A 22860-nucleotide genomic window follows, 5' to 3' on the forward strand; every position below is an offset into this window, starting at 1 on the left:
AGAGAAGTCGGAGCGCCGACTTCCGGCGATCTCAACTTCGGTGATTTTGAATTGGAGCGAAGCGACTTTCATGCTATATCTAGCCCAGGTGCGTAAAAACGATTTTTTAGACCAGCACCAGTTACGCTTGTTGGCGCGTCAAGAAGCTGATAACTTGTGGGCGATAATTCCAGAAGAGGCTTTCATTCTGCTAGGAAAGGGAAAGATCGTCACTGAGAATTTACTTGTTTTAGTAGAACTTTCCCCTACAGGCGACATTGAAAAAATAGAAGACGCTACCAACTGGGTACTCCATCTGGTACAAAACTATCTCACCATTGGCATTACCCCAGAATTTTTGCAGCACGAAGCCGAACGAGCAGAAGATTGGCGACAATCCTTGACGTTGCAAAACCAAGACTTAGCGCGGCGTTCCTTAGAATTAGAAGCCCGTCGCGAACAAATTCAAGCCTTAGAAGAAAGCCTCAAACGCGAGAAAAACGGTTATCCCCAAGAAGAAAGTTAAAAGCAATGCTTTTGAGAGTCGCATAGCGCCTGGTGACACCTTGGCCGACTTTCCCCAAAATCAGGGTTTCAGATCGAATCCGTTTGTATCGGAATTATTCCTTTTTCCTCTCCCTCTGCGCCCTCAGAGGATCTGCGGTTTTTTAATCATTTAAAAGATACTAAACTTCTACCTTATGCTCCCAGACTCGGACAAATTATCCTCCGAGTGACATTGAATAAAAATTTAGAAATCCTTTCCCCAAAGACAGTTTAAGAATTTCATTCACGGGTATTGGCTTTAAGTCAATGTCAACATAAAAATTTTTATAGCGTCGGTGAATAAAGCGCAACCTCATACAGAATTGGTATAAGTATGCTGTATTCTTAACTTCACCGATAAATTTATTTTTGATATAAATGCTTAATTTTATTTCCTATTTGCTTTTGGCTCAAGCAACGCCTTCTCCAGCAACTGAACCCCAGGAAATCTTCATTCCCCAACAAACAAGACCTTTACCCGGACATCTTGATACAATACCAGTATTTAACAGTAATAACCCAGAAGTAGTTCAGAGTGAAGGTATTCTGCTGTCTACATTTCCTCCCCAGGGTAAAAGAGTGCCTAGCGCCCACCTGAACTTTTTATGGAAGGGACGCTTTGATTTATTTTCTCATCATATTGCTAGAGCCATTGAGACTCCAAATGATTTGCGGACTCTTTATTTGGGGGTGATTGTTTACAATCCCAGCGATCGCCCTGCAACTATAAATATCTTACAAGCAGCCAGTTATCTTAGTCAACCTGACGCACCTTTTCTCAAACTTCCCCCCATGCAGTTAAATAATTCGGGAAACATTTATGCTGGGCCAGGCGATCGCGTTATGAATGATGTGCTACGAGGAAAACGGCAGTTAGGATGGCCAGCCCAGTTGCTAATTCCACCAAAACAAAGCCGGATGTTAATGAATCATCCAATTCCAGTGCGTCCTTTAACACCGCCATTGAATGGACGTTCTACTTTGTTGCGTTTGTACAGTGATAGTCCAGTTTATATGGCGAACCTAGCGATGTTTGCCAAACCCAATCCAGATGCTACTGAACGAGCGCCCACTCTAAAAGAATGGGAAAGCTTGTTAGAAAATGGTGATTTTGCAGGGCCGCGTGAACCTGCCCCTAGTCCTCCAAATAACCTGACAGCGACAGCAGAAATTTACGGTCGGGTAGCAGCGGTAGCTGTTGGCTCTCGTTGGCAAGCACGAGTTACCAACTCCAATAGTTCATACCTGACAATTCCCGCTTCAGGACAAACTTTTTCCTACGGTTTAAGTACCCTTTTGGCAGGTAAAATGGGTACTGGACAAAACCAAACTGCCAAACTCGCGGTGCGTTATCCTGGTACTGCTTACGAAGCTCACGGCAACTACGGCATTGAATACAACATCTCTTTACCTTTAATCAATAATACGGGCAAACTACAAACTGTAAATGTGCTTTTCCAAACACCTATCAAAGAAGACGAGTTAAGTAAAGCTGGGCTTCGCTTTTTTTCACCACCCCAACCATCCGTCTTTTTTCGAGGCACAGTTCGTATTCGCTACAATGACGATAATGGCTTACCCAGAACCCAATATTGGCATTTAGTTCAACAACGGGGACAGATGGGACAACCGCTTGCTCAATTAAAAATGTCTCCAGGCCAGCTGCGATCGGTAGAAGTGGATTTTCTCTACCCACCAGATGCTACACCCCCTCAAATGTTGACAATTCAAACTGTAGACCAAAAATAAGGCAGAGGAAAGAAGGCAAGACTTACCTAAAAACGTGTATAGACGCGAAGTTTCGCGTCTATACATAGGTTTATGCTAGGTTAATCGTTTTAGCAAAGTTAGGCAATCACAGTAATATTTGCACTACCAAGCAGTGCGTTATTCGAGAATTGGGCTATTTGAACTTGTGCTGTACCACCTAATCCATCTTTATCAAAGAATAAGCTACCCGTACTTTGATTGTAGATGAAGCGATCGCTTGCGATTGTAGCGATCGTACCAAGTCGGAACAGGCTCTGATCGAGTGTTGTATCCTGAGCTTGGCTCAGTCCAAATTCCGCCTTAGAAATGAAGATAGTATCATCAGCACCAGTAAAATCGGTAATTGTATCATAGCCTCCAGTGCGGGTATCAGTCAGATATAAGCTATCTCGACCAGTTCCACCAGTCAGCGTATCTTTACCAACTCCACCATAGAGGCTATCATCACCTATACCGCCGACTAAGCTGTCATTACCCGAATTACCAAAGAGGCGATCGTTACCATCTCCTCCGATCAAGGTGTTAGCACCAGTATTTCCCGTCAGGATGTTATTAAGGCTGTTACCAGTACCAGTGATTGCTCCGGTTCCAGTCAGGGTCAAGTTCTCCAGGTTATCTCCCAACACCCAACTCACTGAAGAGTTAACTAAATCTGTGCCTGCATTTAAGCCTTCAGTAATGATATCGCTGAGGTTGTCTACGGTGTAAATGTCATTCCCATCTCCACCATTGAGACTATCAATCCCTGCACCTCCATCCAAGGTGTCATCGCCTGTACCGCCTAACAAGGTGTCATTACCTGAGCTACCAAAGAGACTATCCTTACCATCTCCTCCAGTCAAAGTGTTCGCACTACCATTTCCAATCAGGATGTTATCAAGGCTGTTACCAGTACCAATTGTCGCACTTCCAGTCAGAGTCAAGTTCTCCAGGTTATCTCCCAACACCCAACTCACCGAAGACTTAACTAAATCTATGCCTGCATTTAAGCCTTCAGCGATCGTATCCTTCAGGTTATCTATGGTGTAAGTATCATTGCCGGCTCCACCATTGAGACTATCAATCCCTGCACCTCCATCCAAGGTGTCATCGCCTGCACCACCGATTAGGCTATCATTGCCTGCACCACCAATTAAGCTATCATTGCCATCTCCTCCGCTCAAGATGTTAGCAGCAGTATTTCCAATCAGTACGTTATCAAGGTTGTTACCAGTACCATTAATTACCCCGCTTCCAGTCAGGGTCAACTTCTCCACGTTATCTGCCAACACCCAACTCACCGAAGACTTAACTAAATCTATGCCTGCATTCAAGCCTTCAGTAATAGTATCGTTCAGGTTGTCTACGGTGTAAACATCATTGCCGGCTCCACCATTGAGACTATCAGTCCCTAAACCTCCATCCAAAGTATCATCGCCTGCACCGCCCAACAAGGTGTCATTACCTGAGCTACCAAAGAGGCTATCGTTACCATCTCCTCCGCTCAAGATGTTAGCACCAGTATTTCCAATCAGGATGTTCTTAAGACTATTACCAGTACCATTGATTGCGTCGGTTCCAGTCAGGGTCAAGTTCTCCACGTTATCTGCCAACACAAAACTCACCGAAGACTTAACTAAATCTGTGCCTGCATTTAAGCCTTCAGTAATTGTATCGCCGGCATTATCTACGATGTAAATATCATTGCCGATTCCACCAATGAGACTATCGGCTCCTAAACCTCCATCCAAGGTGTCATTACCTGCACCGCCCAACAAGGTGTCATTCCCTGCACCACTAATCAGATTATCGTTACCATTTTCTCCGCTCAAGATGTTAGCGGCAGTATTTCCAGTCAAGATATTATTAAGGCTATTACCAGTACCATTAATTGTGTCGGTTCCAGTTAAGGTCAAATTCTCTAGGTTATTTCCCAACACCCAACTCACTGAAGACTTGACTAAATCTGTGCCTGCATTTAAGCCTTCAGTAATAGTGTCGCCGATGCTGTCCACAATATAAGTGTCATTGCCTTTACCACCAATGAGACTGTCATCTCCTGTACCACCATCTAAGGAATCATTGCCGTCACCACCATCGAGTGTGTCACTATCACCTAATCCTTGGAGCGTGTCATTGCCCAGCAATCCTGAGATGCTATCGCCGTTCACCGTACCAGTCAGGTTATCTGCACCTGAAGTGCCATTAATCGGAGGGGTGATTTCATTAATAGTCAAGTTGACGGTAGCAGTGCTACTGCCTCCATGCCCATCACTTATGGTGTAAGTAAAGCCGTCAGAGCCATAATAGTTTTGGCCAGGCGTATAAGTGTAAGTACCATTGTTGTTGTTAACTAAGCTTCCTTGGCTAGGTTGGGTAAAGCTAGCAATGCTCAATACGTCACTAATATCAACATCTGTATCATTGCTTAACAGATTAGTAGCGCTAATGATAAGGGGTGTGTTTTTGTTTGTGGTGATTTTGTCGTTAACAGCAACGGGAGCATCATTCACCGCCGTAATATTAATATTGCGGGTAACGCCGATACTATTAACAGTCCCATCATTGACGATAAAGCTGACGGTACGAGGTGTAGTACTGGGGTTGTCGCTGCTGTTGGTATAAGTAATAGATTGCAGTGCAGTTTGATAATTAGCGACGGTGGCACTGCCAGTTAAGGTTAAAACACCTGTGCTGCTGTTGTAGCTGCCAGTAATTCCATTTTGGTTGGTGAAGGCGAGGGTGTCTTGAGCAGAGACAAAACCACTGGTAATGCTGACGGTGGCACTAGCCAGGTTGGGGGAATCTACGTCGCTAACAGTGATACCTGAGTCAATAGGTGTAGTAGCATTCTCAGTGTATACTAGGGCAGAATTGGTGGCAGTAGCAACGGGTGCATTATTAACTGCCGTAATATTAATATTGCGGTTAACTGTGGCACTATTAGCAGTCCCATCATTAACGATAAAGCTGACAGTACGAGTTGTGGTACTGGGGTTATCACTGCTGTTGGTATAAGTAATGGAACGCAGTGCGTTTTGATAATTAGCAAGGCTGGAACTACCTGTTAAGGTTAAGACACCTGTATTGCTGTTATAGTTCCCCGTAATCCCATTTTGGTTGGTGAAGGCGAGAACGTCTTGAGCAGAAACGAAACCACTGCTAATGCTGACGCTGGCACTAACTAGGTTAGCGGAGTCTACATCGCTGACGGTGATGCCTGAGTCAATAACTGTAGTGGCTTTCTCGGTGTATGTCAGGGCAGCGTTAGTGCCAGTTGCAACGGGTACATCATTCACCGCCGTAATATTAATGTTGCGGGTGAGGGCAGTACTATTAGTAATCCCATCATTAACTATAAAGCTGACGGTACGAGGTGTAGTACTGGGGTTGTCGCTGCTGTTGGTATAAGTAATGGAACGCAGTGCTGTTTGATAATTAGCAACGCTGGAACTGCCAGTTAAGGTTAAGATGCCTGTGCTGCCGTTGTAGCTGCCCGTAATCCCATTTTGGTTGGTGAAGGCAAGAATGTCTTGAGTAGAAGCGAAACCACTGCTAATGCTGACAGAGGCACTAGCCAGATTGGGGGAGTCTATATCGTTGACAGTGATAGCTGAGTCGATGGTTGTAGTGGCGTTTTCGGTGTATGACAGGGCAGAGGCAGAACCAGAGGTGATTGTCGGGGCAGCCCCAGTGTTGTTGTTTAGTTGAGCGTATATCCCATTGCCAGAACCATCTTGACCATTGCTACTAGTCCAGGAGATGACAAAGTCACCGCCTGCATTCATTGCTACTGTGGGGTTACTTTGATTATTAGTGGTGTTGGTATTGACCTTAAATTCACCCCCTTGAGCCACCCCAGCACTGTTGTAGCGTTGGGCATATATTCCTTCACCATCTCCATCCTGAAGAGAGCTTTGCCAGGAAATGATAAAGTTCCCCCCTGTATCCATAGTTATGGTGGGGTTACTTTGATTATTAGTGGTGTTGGTATTGACCTTAAATTGACTCCCTTGAGCCACCCCAGCACTGTTGTAGCGCTGGGCATATATTCCTTCACCATCTCCATCCTGAAGAGAGCTTTGCCAGGAAATAACAAAGTTACCATCTGTATCTATCGCTACTGTGGGATTACGTTGATTATTAGCGGTGTAAATATTGACCTGAAATTCTTGCCCTTGAGCTACCCCGGAACTATTGTAGCGTTGGGCATATATCCCATAACCATCCCCATCCTGATAGCTACTCCAGGATATGATAAAGTCCCCATTTCCATCCATCGCTACGGTGGGGTTATTTTGATAGCCGGGGGTATGAGTATTGACCTGAAATTCTTGCCCTTGAGGCACCCCAGAACTATTGTAGCGTTGGGCATATATCCCATAGCCAGAATCGTCTTGACCATAGCTTTGCCAGGAAATGACAAAGTCACCCCCTGCATCCATCGCTATTGTGGGGTTATTTTGATCGCCGTTGATGTAGGTATTGACCTGAAATTCTTGCCCTTGAGCTACCCCGGAACTATTGTAGCGTTGGGCATATATCCCATAGCCAGAACCGTCTTGACCATCGCTTTGCCAGGAAATGACAAAGTCACCCCCTGTACCCATCGCTATTATGGGGTTCTTTTGATTCTTGCTGATGGTAGTATTGACTTTGAATTGCTCTCCTTGTTCCACCCCATCATTGTTGTAGCGTTGGGCGTATATCCCATAACCAAAACCGTCTTGACCATCGCTTTGCCAGGAAATGACAAAGTCCCCATTTGTATCTATCGCTACTGTGGAGTTGGATTGATTGGCAGCTGTATAAGTATTAACTTGGAATTCAGTCATGAAAAAACCTCTGAAAAAAACTAAAAGTTTGATTTCAAGAATTACGCTCTGATTAAGCAGACTCTTTAATCATTAGGAATCACTGCACTCGGTCGCAGCCAGTAGTTCAACTCTGGTGCAGTAAATGCTTGGCGGATTTCTTTTCGTTCCTGGTTTAAAACCATCGGACGCTGTACACCAGCAAGAAACTGCACATCATAAAGCTCTTGACAGCCTGCGGTGAATTTCAGCATCCCTACCTGCTGCCCATTTCGTAAATCCACTACTGCCACACCACATAGCAACTGCTCAAAGCGTTGGGCAATGGGCAACCCCCCAAAAATATGCCGTTCCCGAATCTGGCATAGTCCCACTAGGGCGTAATATCCCACGCAGCACAACCCCCGCAGAAATCCAGGGAGTACACAGACTACCTGTTTGTCGCCTGATTCTGGATGAATGCGCCATATTTCCCCAGCACCAGAGTTGAGTAGCCACAAAAACCCGTCATGCCAGATTGGGGAATGGGGCATTGATAATCCATCTACAATAATTTCATTGCTCTCTACTTCCACAACGACCCCACCGTTGGCTTTACCTGGTCGCCATCCACCGACGGTATCTGTCGCACCAAGGGCAGTCACATACTTGGGGTTGCCATCCACCATCGCCAATCCATTCAGGTGGCAGCGGTCTTCTGGTACTACTTGGGAAATAAATTTGGGATGCCAGCGCGGTACAAAGCTAAAGTCTGGACTCAAGGCAGAGAGACAGGAAAAGCGGGTATTGACAATCCATAGTCCTTCTCTGCCAAATTCTAGGTCGTGAATGTTCAAGTCGCCTGTGAAGTATGCCATCCGTGGTAGGTAGAGGGCATCGTAGCGTCCGGGCTGGTCTTCTAAAAACTCATAAGCTAATGCGGGCGCATTGGCTAACAAACAGACTTCGTGATGGCTTGCCAGTGCCAGACGGGAACCATGAACTGCTAACCCCATTGGTTTAGAAAATTGGCGTAACAGCATGGTAATCTGTTGTCCATTCCAGCCCACAACTGCTAGTTTCCCGGCTTGGTAGGTGGTGATGGCAACTGAGCCTCCTGCTTGACTTAGCCAGGAGATAAATCCGCGATCGGCATCACACTGAATGAAGTTATTCTCTTCTGGGGCAGTACTGGTAGTGGTAGAGGTGGCTAACATAAATAAGTTGAATTAAATTTCAAATTTTGTTGGGGAAATTTGGATTTAGTTGAATACAAAAAAAGAGTCAGTGGCTCTAGCCCTTAAAATTGAGCAATTTATCGCTCACTATGAATCGTGAAAAACTAATGACACAGAATAGGTAAGGTGAATTTTGAAGGGGAATCAACCACAGAGGCACAGAGAACACAGAGTCAGAGGAAAAAAAGATGTTTAAGAAGTATCTCACTCAGCAAACTTGGCTTCATAGACTACTAAGCGTGTCATAATTGTTAATAAACAAGCCTGTACTAGGAACACACCTAAATCGCCCCCAGACAACAAGTCACGCCGCTATAAAGCTGCACTGGATTTAATCTTTGTAAACATTTTGAACTTAGTTTTTTTATAATTTCTTAGTGGTAAATTTTATTTAGCATTACATTGTCATAATAAAGACTATTTCTTTAAATAAAATCTGTATTTTTACTGAACATAAAACTTGTTCAAAACTTTAATAATTCGCAGCCCGCCTCAGCAGTTTTCTTGTTATGTCGAGAAGCATTAAACTTGAAAAAGTTCGTAGGTGTGACATTGCCAACTGCTATATTAGGTATTGAGCCGAGATCCGTAGAAGTGCGATAAATAAGCTTGAAATTAGTGAGGACAAAAGTAATAAATACTACAAGAAGTACTAAGCAATGTCTGAAATCCCTACTAAAAAAGGATTATAAAGAAAATTGTTATTTAAGCTGAAATTACCCAAAAAAGCTTTTTTTGGGTGTGCTATTTGAAGTGTACTGCGGAGGTAGGATGAGACAAGAAGAGTATGGTGTGACAGTATGGTTCACTGGTCTCAGTGGTGCAGGGAAAACTACTATCTGTCAATTTGTGGAGAAGGAACTGCGGATACAGGGATATAGAGTTGAAGTTCTGGATGGCGATGCGGTGCGTCAGAATCTATGTAAAGGGTTGGGTTTCAGTAAAGAAGATCGAGAAGAGAATATTCGGCGCATTGGCTTTGTGGCTCATCTTCTTGCCAGAAATAATGTAATTGTATTGGTTTCGACCATTTCTCCTTACCGCGAAATTCGAGAAGAAGTGCGCCAAAATATTCCATATTTCATTGAAGTTTACGTCAATGCATCATTAGAAGTTTGTGAACAGCGAGATGTAAAAGGCTTATATAAAAAAGCTAGATCCGGGGAGATTAAGCACTTCACTGGTATTGACGATCCGTATGAAATACCACTTCATCCTGAAGTTGAATGCAAGACTAACCAAGAAAGTGTTATCCAAAGTGCAACTAAGGTTTTAGAAAAGCTGGAAGAGTTGGGTTATATAGTTCCTAATGTGAATAAATTATGAGTTAAAGAAAGTTTTTAACTCATAACTCTTACTAGGATGCTAATAATTGCCGAATCATCCTAGCTACAGCTTTTTGTGTAAAGCGGCTGGCAATTTGTTGACCTAAACGTTGTACATCTGAATTTACCAATAACTGGGCAACTTTGGGCGCAAATTGTATTGGATCAAAGCCTTGTGTTTCTTGGAGAATACCTAATATACGTTTAATATGCTCTAAAGTTTGTTGTTGCTCAACTGTTGCTGCTGGAGTTTCATTAACTGCTGTCAAACCAACACGTTCGCGCAACAATGAGGTAAAGTTATGCAAAACATTTTTACCTAAAGCATCGAGTCCGCTAACAGATTCATCTACTAGCTTGTCACGAATAAAAGCACCGCGTTCAGATGATAAAAATTCTATCCCTTGATTCAGTACTAAGTTGAAGTCGTAGTCTTGACTATTACGCGCATTACGTAACAAGTTCTCTAAGCGATTCCAGCGAAATCTCCCATCTTTAAATAGCAAATCTTGCAATGATGCTCTTAATTGCGGTGCTGGATCTGTTAACAGGCGTTTGGAAACGTAAGGATAAGCTTCGCTGAGGACTTTAAAGTTGGGATCTATAAATATTGCAATCCCTTCGAGGGTAACGAGGGAACGAATAATTAAGGCGTAGTAAGGCGGTACGCGGAAAGGATACTCATACATCAAAGCCGATAGTTCATCGGTGATGCTTTTAATGTTAAGGTCGGCAACGCTGGCTCCTTGGGCATCTGCAAAGACTCTAGCAAAAGCTGGGATAATCGGTGTTAAATCGGTTTCTGGTGATAAGAAGTCTAATTTAACGTAGTCTTTTGCTAACCCTTCAAAGTCCCGATTGACGACGTGAACGATCGCTTCAATTAAACCATAACGCTGTGGTGGCTTAATCTCGCTCATCATTCCGAAGTCGAGATAAGCTAATTTGCCATCTGGTGTTGCTAATAAATTACCAGGGTGGGGATCGGCGTGGAAAAATCCATGTTCTAGGAGTTGGCGCAGGGAACACTGGACACCCACTTCAATTAGATAACGAGCATCTATGCCTTGGGCGCTAATTTCTTCTGTCTGGGTTAATTTAATACCGTTAATCCATTCCATCGTCAAGACGCGACGATTGGTATATTCCCAGTAGATTTTCGGTACGTAGATGTCTTTTATATGACCGTATAACTCGAAAAATCTTTCAGCATTTTCACCTTCATGAATATAGTCCATCTCTTCAAAGATGCGATCGCCTAATTCATCAAGAATCCCAACTAAGTCACTTCTTACCCGTTTGACCTTTTTCTGCACCCAAGCGGCAAGTTTACGCAAGATATACAAGTCAATAGCGATCCGCTCTCTTAAGTCAGGACGTTGGACTTTTACCGCGACTTCTTCACCTGTTTTTAGCTTACCTTTATAGACTTGTCCCAAGGAAGCCGCAGCAATTGGCTGGGCGGAGAGTTCGGCGTAAACCTCTTCTGGAGGTGCGCCTAGTTCTTCCTGGATAAACTGGTAAGCAAGTTCGTTAGGAAAAGGTGGTAATTGGTCTTGTAGTTTAGTTAATTCTTCTAAGAATACGGTAGGAACTAAATCTGGTCTGGTGGACAAAGCTTGTCCAATTTTGATGTAAGCAGGCCCCAGTTTGGTCAGCAATTCTCGTAGCTGAGTGGCTCGGCGGCGGTCATTTTTGACGACAATTCCCCGTTTACTGTCCGACCACAACCCAAAAACAAAGGAGAAAGTCGGCCCCAACACGGCGAAAATCCGCCGTAAAACTTGCAGGGGTCTATTTTGGTAGTGCGCCGCTATGCTCACAGGATCGTAAAGCGTCTCAGGTTGAGCAGATGTCCTCACCTTTTGGGCAGCTAAGAGTCTTGGCGAACGTACAACTAAGCTTGATGTACCATTTTCTTCTGGCACTATATCTATAACGTCCAGTTCGCCTCGGCTATCTGTGCCGTTGCGACTGTCCTCCTGAATCGGTCGGGAACTAGGGGGAAGTGTCTTAACAATCATGAAGAAGGCCACCAGTCAGAACGATCACATTAAGGATTGTAACAATTTCTTTACGAATTGGGAATTGGGCATTGGGAATTGAAAAGAGCGGAGGGGAAAACTAATCTCCCTGCTCCCTGCTCCCTTGCTTCTTCCCCATTCCCAATGCCCAAAGTTTTGTTACAGTTAAACGGTCATACTAGTTCAATAGTATTAGGTATTGCTAGTTGCTGAAATATCATACCTATTGTCCTGTAAATTAGAAGTATCCGGCATCTGCCCTTGTGGAGAATTTGGCTTGATGTTGCTTTGTCTGCGAATTGAAAACTTTGCCCTAATCGACCAACTGGAATTGGAATTTGGCGCTGGACTAAATGTGCTTACAGGTGAAACCGGCGCTGGAAAATCGATTATTTTGGATGCCATTGATGCCGCTTTAGGCGGTAAAGTCTCTAGTCGAGTGATTCGCACGGGGACGAGTCGCGCAATGGTAGAAGCGACTTTCACCTCAAATGCCCCCTTAGCCGCTTGGTTGACCGAACAAGAAATAGATTTGCTTGATGAAAATTCCGTAGTCATTAGCCGAGAAATCACAGCTACTGCTAGTAATATCCGCAGCCGATCGCGGGTAAATGGTGTGTTGGTAAATCGGCAGATTATGGGAGGAATGCGCGATCGCTTGGTGGAAATCACAGCCCAAGGTCAAACTGTACAAGTAGGACAATCTGCCCAAGTCCGCGACTGGCTGGATTTATATGGTGGCGACTCTCTAATGCAGCAACGCCATAAAGTCGCCACGAGTTTCACTACTTACCAACAGGCGCATTTAGCACTAGAAAAACGCCGGACATCGGAACGGGAAAGATTACAACAACTTGATTTACTCGCTTATCAAGTGCAGGAATTGGGAGCAGCTAATCTGTGCGAACCGAATGAGTTGGAACAGTTGGGACAAGAACGGGAACGCCTGAATCATGTCGTCGATTTGCAACAGATGAGTTACAAGGTCTATGAGGCTTTGTATCAAAACGATCGTGAAACTCCTGCCGCCGCAGATTTGTTGGGAGACAGTGAAGCGATATTAAATGACATGGTGGAGTATGATACCCAACTACAACACTTGTTGGAGTTGGTGCGAGACGCGCAAGCTGCGGTAATGGAAGTGGGAAGACAGATTAATGCTTATGGGGATGGTTTGGAAGCCGATCCGCAGCGATTGGAAGAGGTGGAAGAACGGATTCAGGAATTAAAGCAAATTTGTCGCAAATATGGGCCGACACTTACAGAAGCGATCGCTTATTACCAACGCATCCAAGGGGAGCTAGGCGAACTTAACGATAGCGAACAATCAATTGAAAAGCTAGAACAGCAAGAAAAGGCGTGTTTTGAAAAACTTACCCAAGCAACTAATCAGTTAACTCAACTGCGGAGTAAGGCGGCTGCTAATTTAGAATCACGTTTGATAGCTGAACTCAAGCCTTTAGCGATGGAAAAGGTAAAGTTTCTGGTTGAGATAATGCCTGCTTTCCCCACTGCTATGGGAGCAGATAAAATTACTTTTACATTTAGTTCCAATCCTGGAGAACCACTGCAACCTTTAACGGAAGTTGCTTCTGGTGGGGAAATGAGCCGCTTTTTATTGGCGCTGAAAGCTTGTTTTTCTCAAGTTGATGTGGCTGGGACAATGGTATTTGATGAAATTGATGTCGGCGTTTCGGGAAGAGTCGCCCAAGCGATCGCAGAAAAATTACACCAGTTAAGTCAACGCAACCAAGTATTGTGTGTTACCCACCAGCCTTTAGTTGCAGCAATGGCCGATCGCCATTTCCGGGTAGATAAGCAAACGATTAATCAAGGTAAAGGTAAAAAAGCTAACAATGGCAACGCTGAACAGCGTACTGTTGTGAGAGTTACTACCTTGGATAATTTAACTACTCGCCGGGAAGAATTAGCACAGTTAGCTGGTGGTAAATCAGCAAGTGATGCGATCGCTTTTGCCGAATCTCTGTTATTGCAAGCTGCTAACCACCGTCAAAAAATTAAAAATTAAACATAAATTTACACCGTTGATGCTTCTAGTAATGATTGACCGAGATAACCTCCTTCAGCTTTGACACCAGGTAAAGCAAAGAAATATCCACCACCAATAGGGCGAATATACTCCTCCAAAGGTTCCCCACTTAAGCGATTTTGCACCGTCACAAAGCCCTTTTCTAAATCAGCCTGAAAACAGACAAACAACAAACCCATATCTAAATGTCCAGATTTGTCAAAGCCGCGTGAATAGTTGAAACCACGCCGCAGAATCAAACCCAATTCTGATTTTCGGGGATTAGCAAGGCGGATATGGGCATCTAGGGGGATTTGTTGACCTTTGGGATCTTGAGCATAATTAGGAATATCTTTCTCGTGGTTCATCCCCAAGGGTGCGCCAGAATCCTTACTGCGGCCAATAATTGTCTGTTGCTCCTGTAGTGGTGTCCGATCCCAGCGTTCGACTAAGTTGCGGATTACCCGCACTACTTGATAGCTTCCCCCTGCTGTCCAAGCTGGTTCGCCACTTTTTGGCTCTACCCAGACAATCCGGTTCATCAATTTTTCATCGCTAGCATCTAGATTTGCTGTACCATCTTTGAAACCAAGTAGGTTACGCACTGTGGTTTTGCCAAGCTTTTTATGAGTATTGGGTGGTAGAAAACCCTCTATTTGCCAACGCAGAGTTATCAAGTCAGGCAGATTCTTGATAATATCCCGCAAAGCGTGGATATTCGCTTCTTCTGTGTTGGCACAAAATTGCAGCAGTATATCCCCATGACACAAATCCGGGTCAAGTTGGTCATTGGAAAAACCTGGCATGGTGCTTAACCGCTTGGGTTTTAATTTGCCAAGTCCAAAACGGTTATCGACGAAAAGCGAATCCCCCACTGCTAGGGTGATGGTGAGGTTATCAGGAACCACTACAGACCCAAGAATTCCCGAATCATTGGGTGGAAATTTGGGGTCGCGGAGCTTGGGTGTTCCCCCTGCCATGAGAAACTGAATGCGATCGCTCAAGGTTTGAAACAATCGTACTAAATCCGCTTTGGTTTTAGCTGTTGTGTCAAATGCCACCATCAAGGCAGAAGCCGGCACAGGGGTAATAATACCTGCTTGGTGAATACCAAAAAATGGCACAGTCTCTTCCGATGGGTCTTCAGCACTTTCCGAAAAAGTGCGATAACCCAAACTGGTCAAAGCTGCTACTCCACCGGCTGCCGCCATCCCAATGAGCAAGTCACGACGGCTGATTCGGGGAGTAATGCGTAAACTTGGTTGCTCTGAACTAGACATAGTTTACTCCTCTGGGAATTATTGATAAATTAGTTCACGCCTAGAGTGCCGCGCAGTTGAGACAAATCTTCCGAAAGAGCAGCGATCGCTGTTTTCATATCTTTCTTGTCTGTTTCGCTTACTTTGTCGTAGGTAGCAAAACCACCATCAGGGGTTTTATACTTAGCAAGTCCTTGATTAACTTTGGTAAAGTTAGCATCCACACGCGCTAGTAAATCTGGGTTGGCTTTTTGAATGACGGGGCGCAATAACTCCACAATTTTTTGGGAACCCTCGACGTTAGCGCTGAAGTCCCACAGGTCAGTATGGCTGTAACGGTCTTCTTCTCCAGAAATTTTGGTAGCAGCCACTTCTTCAATCAACCCAGCAGCACCGCCAACCATATTTTTCGGTTCAATGGTCAAGGTAGCAATGCGCTTTTGTAATTCCAGTCCATCTTTCTGTAGCTTTTCGGCAAAAGGTTTCATCCCTTTTGTCGTTTTGTCCTGGAATAAAGCTTTCTCTATGCGATGGTATCCAGTGAATTGCGGGTCAGCCTCTTTTTTTGCAAAGTCATCGGCACGGGAATCCATCGTTTTATCGAGGTCGGAGAATAATTCAGCTATCGGTTCTGCACGTTCCCAGTGAACATGGGTAGAGGCATAAAGTTTCTGGGCTTTAGGAAGGTCGCCAGCAATCACGGCATCGGTGAAGGTCTTGTTGTCTGCCACCAGTTGGTCAACTTCTTTGGTGACGTAGACTTTATACTCTGCGATCGCACCTACTAATTTACCTCGATCTATAGTCCCTTTGGCTTGAGAATCTCCAACTCCTGCTTTGACAGTGATTTTCCCTTTGGGATTGCTGCGTAAACCGCAAGCCATATCATATTCACCTGGTTCTAGATTGGTTTTGAGTTTTTGAACGAAGCCAGGAGCAATATTTTCCCGTTCCTCAATGACTTTCACCCCAGACAAAATCTCCCACTCCAAAGGTTGGCTGCTTTTATTGGTAAGCACAAAGCTGTTTTGCCCAGATGCTACCGTCAGCTGATTGGGTTCGCAACCTTTATCTGTCACAGTCAAGGCAGTTTCGGCAGAATTGTTAGTAGAAGTATCGCTAGCTACTTTCGCTTCTGGAGAATTACTCCCGGAAGTATCATTTGATTTATTCGATTCACAGGCCGCTACTGTCAAGGCAATCAGACAGATAATTGTTGAGTGCTTTAAAAAATTTTTCATTGTTTTATTTCTCCTAAAAATTATTGAAGTACTAAGAATGTCTTGCTGTAGGCTTCTGTCCAGCGTTATCCCCCAAGAAGAACAGCAACATGGTAGGAATTAGATAACCACAATAGGCGATCGCCTCGCTCACCGTCGGGGCATCGTTATACCCAAAAAATCCCGCCAAAAGTGAACCTATAAACCCATTATTAGGAATTACTCCACTAGCATCAAATACCACTGTTTGCAGTAAATTCCACACCCCAGCTTCATGGAAAGCTCTCACCCCACTTGCTAAGAGTCCAGCAGCAACCAAGATAATAAAGGCTCCTGTCCATTTAAAAAATCGCCGCAGATTGATGCGAATACCACCTTGGTAAATACCTATACCTACGGCTACTGCTGCTGCATATCCAAATAATGCTCCCATTGGAGCTTGAATTCCCAAATTTTGCTGGAATGTTGCCAGTAGAAACACTACTGTTTCCAAACCTTCTCGCAGCACAGCAAAAAATGCCATTCCCACCAATGCTGTACCCCATTTATCCCCTGACTGAATGGCTGTTTCAATTTGAGACTGTAACTCGCCTTTCATAGAACGAGCAGCACGGCGCATCCAAAAAACCATCCAGGTGAGAACCGCAACTGCGACGATGGAAATTACTGCTGCAAATAATTCTTGTTCTTGTTGTGGAAAATCCTGGCTAGTTACTTGCAAAATAATTGCAGCTACTAGACAAAAAAAAGTCGCTAGTGCAATGCCAACCCACACTGACTTCATCAAATGGGTACGTCCAGTTTGCTTGAGATAACTGGCAATGATCCCCACGACAAGTGCAGCTTCAACGCCCTCTCGGAACATGATCAAGAAGGGAAAAAGCATGGATAACCTTATTAGTTATAATTACTATCAAATCATCATGAGAATAATAACTTACTTGAGAAGATTTGTATACAACTGCAAGTTAAAAAATCTCTAAAATCCTAGAAGCATAAATTTCTCGTTGAATTTCCAGTCTGTCAAACATTACAGACTGGAAATTCTGTCAATCTATAAAAGAATTCCTACAACCACGAACAACTATAGGAATCCTATTTGATTTATGAAAATTATTGAACCGCCTTCTCTGCGGGACGTTGTGCCTAGCGTGCTTCGACCTAGTAGTACGCGGTTGGTTTAATAAAGATGTCGTAGGTGTAATAAGCTAAACCACATCTAGTTTGCATATCTAAAATTTTTATAACTCTTGTGGGGTGGGCATCTTGCCCGCCCTAATTATGCAATTTAAATGTGGAACAGCTTATACAGCAGTATTTCTTTGCATGAAGTACAAAGCTACGGGTTTCGAGGTAGAAGACAGGACATAGAAACTCTTTATATTTGATGCGTGAGTCCTGCATTTTGTACCTAACTTACCTGCAATCTGCTGTATATTAGCAGCAATGCCCATCCTATTAACTTGGCTTTCACCACTGCCCTGAATTATCTTCTTGTTGCAAACCTATCAACTGTCGCCGCTTCCAAGCATAGTGAAGAATATTAATTCCAAGTTCCTGGGCTGTACGAATGGTCAATCTGGGTAAATTCAAATCTCTATCCAGTCCCCAAGCTGTTGCTAAATCACCAATTACTAAAATAATTCCGCCACCAATTAACAATTTAATCTGCTGTTGATTAACCATTGGCAAGGCAGCAAACAAAAAAGGTTTTGTCCTTAAAGGATGACTCCGTTGCAATTCTTCTAAAGGTCTTAAAGGACTTTCTAGCTGTTGTGCTAATGCTTGAGTACTCTCAATTAAAGCATTAGCATTTGTTGGTGCATCGACAAGAAGCACACCACCTAAATTTAAATAATTTTTGAGGGACTCAAATTCAAGACTATTTAAAGAAATTGCCTGTCCACCTGTTAGATAAAGTAAGTCATAATCTTGAATATTTTCTCCTAAAGAAACCTGACCTGGTTCATCAGACCCTCGTAAACTGGGATACAGGGGTTCTACTGCTTGTAACAAATACGAAAGGCTGAAAAAATTACGCGCACAATCGGGATCGCTATGAGTCGCCTGTGCCATACACACAAGTGCTTGAGGACGCATTTGTGCCTGACGACGATAACGCAAATCAATATTGTTATATCCAGGAAAGAAAGCATCCGCAGGTTGGGTAATTTCAGTATTTCCTGGTTGCAGAAGTATGCGGCATATTTCTATTTCTGAACTGGCTGGTATGGAGTTTCTTTGGTCAATTCGATAGGTTTCTTGAACAATATCTCTTTGCTGTCCGCGCCGCAATTCATCAGGATCTACATAGCTAACTACTAAGTAGATCATGAGTGGTTCAGAACTTACTACTTCTATATCAATAGGAAAGTCATAAGAAGTCGGTACAACAATTAGATTACCGGCTAAATCAATTGCAATACCAGGTTGAATTTGTACCCAACGTCCATCTCGATATCTAGCTTCTACAAGGCTAGGGGCTGTCACATCTCGAACGCCTAAACCGCAAACAATTCCTGGTTGGTTTAAACTTTGATATTGAGCATTTTGCCGATTTCTGTGGTAATCATGGGCTGTGCGCCAGCGTTCTGCATTGATTAGTAATCCGTCTGCGGCTTGTAGGCGTTCAAGGGATTTGATTGGTGGGGGTGGGAAAGGATGGGACATAGCAATTTTGGTTTTTAGATTTTAGATTTTGGATTAAAAGTAGATGTAGGGTGTGTTATGCCAAAGGCTAACGCACCTTTAATTATCGATGGTGCGTTACGCTAAAGCGACAACACACCCTACAATTTAATTTAAAATTATTTAATTAGAAGGATTTTCAATAGATAATTCGTATGTACAAAAAGCAGGTTTTTCTTGTTCTATGATTCTTTGGATAAGTTGCTCGTTAATGATGCCACTAGAAATATTTGAACGCAAACGTACTATAAAATGATATGGTTGACCACCTGCTAAAACTGCATTTCCTAATTGGGCATCTCCGATAATGAAACTTGGACCGAAAGGTTCTGTGATACTGATATGTTTATCAGCTTCATTAGGTAAATCTTCGTCGAGTGGTAAACCAGTATAGAGATGTAAATAAAGACGTAATCCTTTACGAGTTCCCCGCCAGCGATATAGTTCTACAGCCCGACGAATTAAACGCCGTTGTTGCTGGAGATCCCAAACGGAATCTACTTGCCAAGCAACCCAATGAGCCATAAAGGGTAGTAATGCTTGCGGTGCTGTCAAGGGATCGAGGTTTGCCCACATAACGTTGTAACTATCAACGATTGGTTGAAAAGCTTGCTCAAATATTTTCATGAAGCGACCTATAAAATCGACTTCTCGATATAAAATTGGCAAGAATTCCATGTAGGCGGTGTAGGGACGGATATATAAATCGAAATACTCGCTTCTCTCGATTTGTTCGTTGTCCGTGCCTGAGTCTATATGTAAAGTAATTAGGCTGCGAAAATTGAGTGTTAGTTTGTCTTTTTTTCCTGGGGAAATTGCTTCTTGGTCTTCAAAAAATGTGTCGGGAATTGAGAAGTAAAGAACAGCATCCATTTGTCCGCGAGGTGGTATTTCACTACCTTCTGTGCCAATTTGACACCACTGGGACGGAAAGTTTCCGTCAACGCTTAAGCTTACCCGCAAAGGACGTTGTTCTAAGTTTTGCACTTGCACAATCATCTCGCTGGGATGTCCAGGATGCAAAAGTAAAGTACGTCCACCTATATCAATATCCGCGTTTGTAAATCCTAAACCCGCCACAGGTAAAGCTTCGGGTATTTGCATTGGCGTTAATTGAATGCTTACAGCCGGACTAGAGCGACTTTGAACCATAGGGTTGGGGATTGGGGATTAGGGATTAGGGACTGGGGGGAGAATGACAAATGACAAATTACGAATTACGAATTACGAATTACGAATTACGAATTACGAATTATTTGAATGTCGTGATTTGAACGTAGATTGGTATCAGCCCAAGAACATATTAAACCTTCCGATCCTGGGTCAATTAGTTGTTCTGGTGATGGTTGTCGTCGCCAATTTTCTCCTTGCTTGCGGATGGGAAATAGCAGGACGGGGCCTAAATGACGCACGCCTGGGGTTTGTTGTAGTAATGCAACAATATCGGATGTATAAACGGGTCGTCCAAATGGCCAACCTTTGCCGTCCATTCCTCCAGTTAATGGATTTAAATATTTATACAGTAATACCCTTAAATTCCGACGAATTTCTTCGCTGGCAAAAGGGTTGTTGTATGCTGGCTCTAAAGCAACTTCTGTCTGTACCGAAACACCTACGTAATTCGGCTCTTGTAATTCTATTTGTACCCCTAATAACCGTCTTTCATCTAAGTAACTCAAAATTTGCTCTTGAAGGGCGTTACTCAGATTAAACTCTTCTGGTGTTATGCCATTACCTTGCGCGATCGCATCTGTATTTGCATAAGGAACTACAAGTAAACTAACTATACCAGCTTGTCTACGAGAATTTGCTGACAAACACCGGACGCGGGCGATCGCACCAGCACCCGCTTGTTGAGTCAAAACTTCAAAATCTTCGGCAGTGACGGCGCGATCGCGTGTACGGAGGATGCGGGGAGCCTTCATTACAGCCTGCTCTAGCGATTCGGCATCTGCTCCATTAATTGCTGGTATACGATTGACCACACTAGCAATGTATGGATATGCAGACTTCAAAAACTGGATTGCCCCAGTTTGCACATTACCTTCCCTACCGCCACCTGTACGATAAGTAACCATCCTAATTTCTGAGCCACGGGGAGGAATCGCCCCATATTGGTGTTCGGACTGGTTATTTTCTAGAACTTGTACAGATGTGTTATCTAGCGATGGTTCTTGAATTCGCGATCGCACCTGTGTTTGTTGTTTAAGTTGGCTAGGTTCCCGAATCAGCGGCCCAAACTGGATTGTACCAGTGATGGAATCGATGGTGTAATGGAAATTATGCGGCCCAGAATCAGCAAAATCTCTCACCTCAGTCCACTGCTGAGGCAAACCACCACTGGGAGTAACTAAAATATATTCATTTTCTCGGCGTTCTAAAATTGGCGCTGTTTGTAATTGGAAACTCTGACCGGGTGTGCCGTCACTAATTCCCAATCGCTCATCTAGAATCAGCGTACTGTGACTAGCCCTAACAGTACCGCCAATTGACCGCGCTGCTAAACCAATAATTCTTGGCGGACGATTGTAACCAGATTCATTTTCTTTACTAATAAAGCTACAGCGCAACCAGCGACCTCGGTAAGAGGTAAAATTAGCCACAGGCCAAACTTGAGGTAAATGTAAACGTACCTCTGCACCTTGAGACGGGTTTCCACCCTGTTGGGCCATTTCATAAAAACTGAAACCGCGAGTTTTATCATCCGACTCTTGCAATAAAACTGCTTGCCAATTTTCTCCATCCCAGGCTTCCCACTTGCGGGGCGGTTGATTGGGATTAATTCCAGCAGGAGTAGCCGCAGCCCCTTGGAAAATAATTTCTAAAACATTAGCATCTAAAGGGTCGTCAGAATTAATTGCTAAATAAAAACAGTTACCAGGCTGGGGTTCCTCTTCAAAAATCGGTTGTTCGTTACCTGTCCAGAAACCGTTAGATTGACGAGTCCAGGAAGTTGTGACTCTTTCGCGCAGAGATTGGGGAATATCTTCGGTAGTTTGGGCAGTTAAGAAGTGTTGGATGCGGGGGTTGCCGATAATTAGAGCAGCATCTGTACTAAAAGTAATCGCTTCTGTAGTTTCAGTGCGGATAGTTGAGGCTTCTAATCCGGCTGGAATCGTGTAGGCTTCGGGTAATGCAGCGCTTAAATAAAAAGTTAATTCCGTGCGGGCTGGGGCGGGAGGCTGGAGACGAATACCCAGTAATTCTAGGAAAGCGACATAATTTTTTCGGGGTACTTGGTTAAATCTGAGCAACATTTGGTCAGTTAACCAAGCAAATAACTCAATGAGCGTAATTCCTGGGTCGCTGAGGTTGTGGTCTGTCCATTCGGGACAGTAGCGAGGAATACGCATAATACATTCTTCCACCAAATCATCGAAGGCGCGATCGTCTAAGTTGGAAGAAGGTAATTTCGGTAAAAAATCAAAGTTCATACCAATTTAAAAAAGAATGTGACAGATACAAGCCTGGAAACCCAGATGAAATTGAGCTTTCTTAATTTTCAATTTTTAATTTTTAATTTTTAATTCGTATCACGATTCCTCCCCAGCTGAAACCAAGTAATAAGGATAAACAAAACTATAAATATCGGGGCCGTCTTTAAGTCGATAATTGATGATGATGTCCACTCTGCCACGCACAGGGTCAGGATCGGTGACAACTTCATCGATAGTAATGCGTGGTTCCCAAACTTCTAAAGCTTCCAAAACATAAAGACGGATTCGCAGTAAGGTTTCGCTATTTAAAGGTGCAAACGCCAGTTCTGACAAGCGCGAACCAAAGGTAGGTCGATAAACCCGCTCACCTACTCCCGTGCGGAGGATAATCCAAATAGATTCTTTAACTTTTTGATCTTCACGGCTAAGTTGTATCCCACCTTGCACGCTTAAATGCAGTGGATAAGCCCAACCTGTTCCCAAATAGGCTCGTTCGCGACCATAAACCATATCTGGCACTTAGACAGCTGTTACATGGATATCTTCAAAGATATCGGCACAAAGGGTTTAAGC

General features: G+C 43.7%; 14 protein-coding genes. 4 read left to right on the forward strand and 10 right to left on the reverse strand.

The window, feature by feature from the left end:
• Nucleotides 1-70: 70 nt before the first annotated feature.
• Nucleotides 71-505, forward strand: a complete 435-nt coding sequence (locus CDG77_RS17445) for a hypothetical protein (RefSeq protein ID WP_094330608.1) — start codon at nucleotides 71-73, stop codon at nucleotides 503-505.
• Nucleotides 506-903: 398 nt separating this feature from the next.
• Nucleotides 904-2274, forward strand: a complete 1371-nt coding sequence (locus tag CDG77_RS17450) for a DUF3370 domain-containing protein (protein WP_094330609.1) — start codon at nucleotides 904-906, stop codon at nucleotides 2272-2274.
• Nucleotides 2275-2372: 98 nt separating this feature from the next.
• On the opposite strand, the gene CDG77_RS17455 is transcribed toward CDG77_RS17450, so the two are convergent.
• Together CDG77_RS17455 and CDG77_RS17460 are read right to left on the reverse strand one after the other, a co-directional pair.
• Nucleotides 2373-7109 carry a beta strand repeat-containing protein gene (locus CDG77_RS17455; RefSeq protein WP_094330610.1) on the reverse strand — a complete coding sequence of 1579 codons (4737 nt, stop codon included), beginning with the start codon at nucleotides 7107-7109 and terminating at the stop codon, nucleotides 2373-2375.
• Between the two features lie 65 nt (nucleotides 7110-7174).
• Nucleotides 7175-8284 carry a TIGR03032 family protein gene (locus CDG77_RS17460; protein ID WP_094330611.1) on the reverse strand — a complete coding sequence of 370 codons (1110 nt, stop codon included), beginning with the start codon at nucleotides 8282-8284 and terminating at the stop codon, nucleotides 7175-7177.
• 792 nt (nucleotides 8285-9076) lie between these two features.
• Here CDG77_RS17460 and cysC point away from each other — a divergent pair.
• On the forward strand, nucleotides 9077-9631 hold the full coding sequence (cysC, locus tag CDG77_RS17465) for an adenylyl-sulfate kinase (RefSeq protein WP_094330612.1): 555 nt from the start codon (nucleotides 9077-9079) through the stop codon (nucleotides 9629-9631).
• A 31-nt stretch (nucleotides 9632-9662) separates the two neighbouring features.
• Here cysC and CDG77_RS17470 read toward each other — a convergent pair whose 3' ends face one another.
• The gene (locus CDG77_RS17470) at nucleotides 9663-11654 is read right to left on the reverse strand and encodes an ABC1 kinase family protein (RefSeq protein WP_094330613.1); all 1992 of its coding nucleotides are present in this window, start codon (nucleotides 11652-11654) and stop codon (nucleotides 9663-9665) included.
• Between the two features lie 280 nt (nucleotides 11655-11934).
• Here CDG77_RS17470 and recN point away from each other — a divergent pair, with 280 nt between their 5' ends.
• Nucleotides 11935-13683: a DNA repair protein RecN gene (gene recN, locus CDG77_RS17475; protein ID WP_094330614.1), complete on the forward strand. Its 1749-nt coding sequence runs from the start codon at nucleotides 11935-11937 to the stop codon at nucleotides 13681-13683.
• 8 nt (nucleotides 13684-13691) lie between these two features.
• On the opposite strand, the gene efeB is transcribed toward recN, so the two are convergent.
• The 7 genes from efeB to CDG77_RS17510 form a co-directional block, all read right to left on the reverse strand.
• Nucleotides 13692-14963: an iron uptake transporter deferrochelatase/peroxidase subunit gene (gene efeB / locus CDG77_RS17480; protein WP_094330615.1), complete on the reverse strand. Its 1272-nt coding sequence runs from the start codon at nucleotides 14961-14963 to the stop codon at nucleotides 13692-13694.
• Nucleotides 14964-14992: 29 nt separating this feature from the next.
• Nucleotides 14993-16183: an iron uptake system protein EfeO gene (efeO, locus tag CDG77_RS17485; protein ID WP_094330616.1), complete on the reverse strand. Its 1191-nt coding sequence runs from the start codon at nucleotides 16181-16183 to the stop codon at nucleotides 14993-14995.
• Nucleotides 16184-16214: 31 nt separating this feature from the next.
• The gene (gene efeU / locus CDG77_RS17490) at nucleotides 16215-17048 is read right to left on the reverse strand and encodes an iron uptake transporter permease EfeU (protein WP_094330617.1); all 834 of its coding nucleotides are present in this window, start codon (nucleotides 17046-17048) and stop codon (nucleotides 16215-16217) included.
• Between the two features lie 584 nt (nucleotides 17049-17632).
• Complete coding sequence (locus tag CDG77_RS17495; RefSeq protein ID WP_094330618.1) at nucleotides 17633-18832, reverse strand: DUF4159 domain-containing protein; 1200 nt, start codon at nucleotides 18830-18832, stop codon at nucleotides 17633-17635.
• Nucleotides 18833-18973: 141 nt separating this feature from the next.
• Nucleotides 18974-20002 carry a phage tail protein gene (locus tag CDG77_RS17500; RefSeq protein ID WP_094330619.1) on the reverse strand — a complete coding sequence of 343 codons (1029 nt, stop codon included), beginning with the start codon at nucleotides 20000-20002 and terminating at the stop codon, nucleotides 18974-18976.
• Between the two features lie 86 nt (nucleotides 20003-20088).
• The gene (locus tag CDG77_RS17505; RefSeq protein ID WP_094330620.1) at nucleotides 20089-22284 is read right to left on the reverse strand and encodes a putative baseplate assembly protein; all 2196 of its coding nucleotides are present in this window, start codon (nucleotides 22282-22284) and stop codon (nucleotides 20089-20091) included.
• 99 nt (nucleotides 22285-22383) lie between these two features.
• The gene (locus CDG77_RS17510) at nucleotides 22384-22797 is read right to left on the reverse strand and encodes a GPW/gp25 family protein (RefSeq protein ID WP_094330621.1); all 414 of its coding nucleotides are present in this window, start codon (nucleotides 22795-22797) and stop codon (nucleotides 22384-22386) included.
• Nucleotides 22798-22860: the final 63 nt, after the last annotated feature.

Origin of the sequence: Nostoc sp. 'Peltigera membranacea cyanobiont' 213, assembly GCF_002245975.1 — a bacterium.
Lineage (GTDB): Bacteria > Cyanobacteriota > Cyanobacteriia > Cyanobacteriales > Nostocaceae > Nostoc.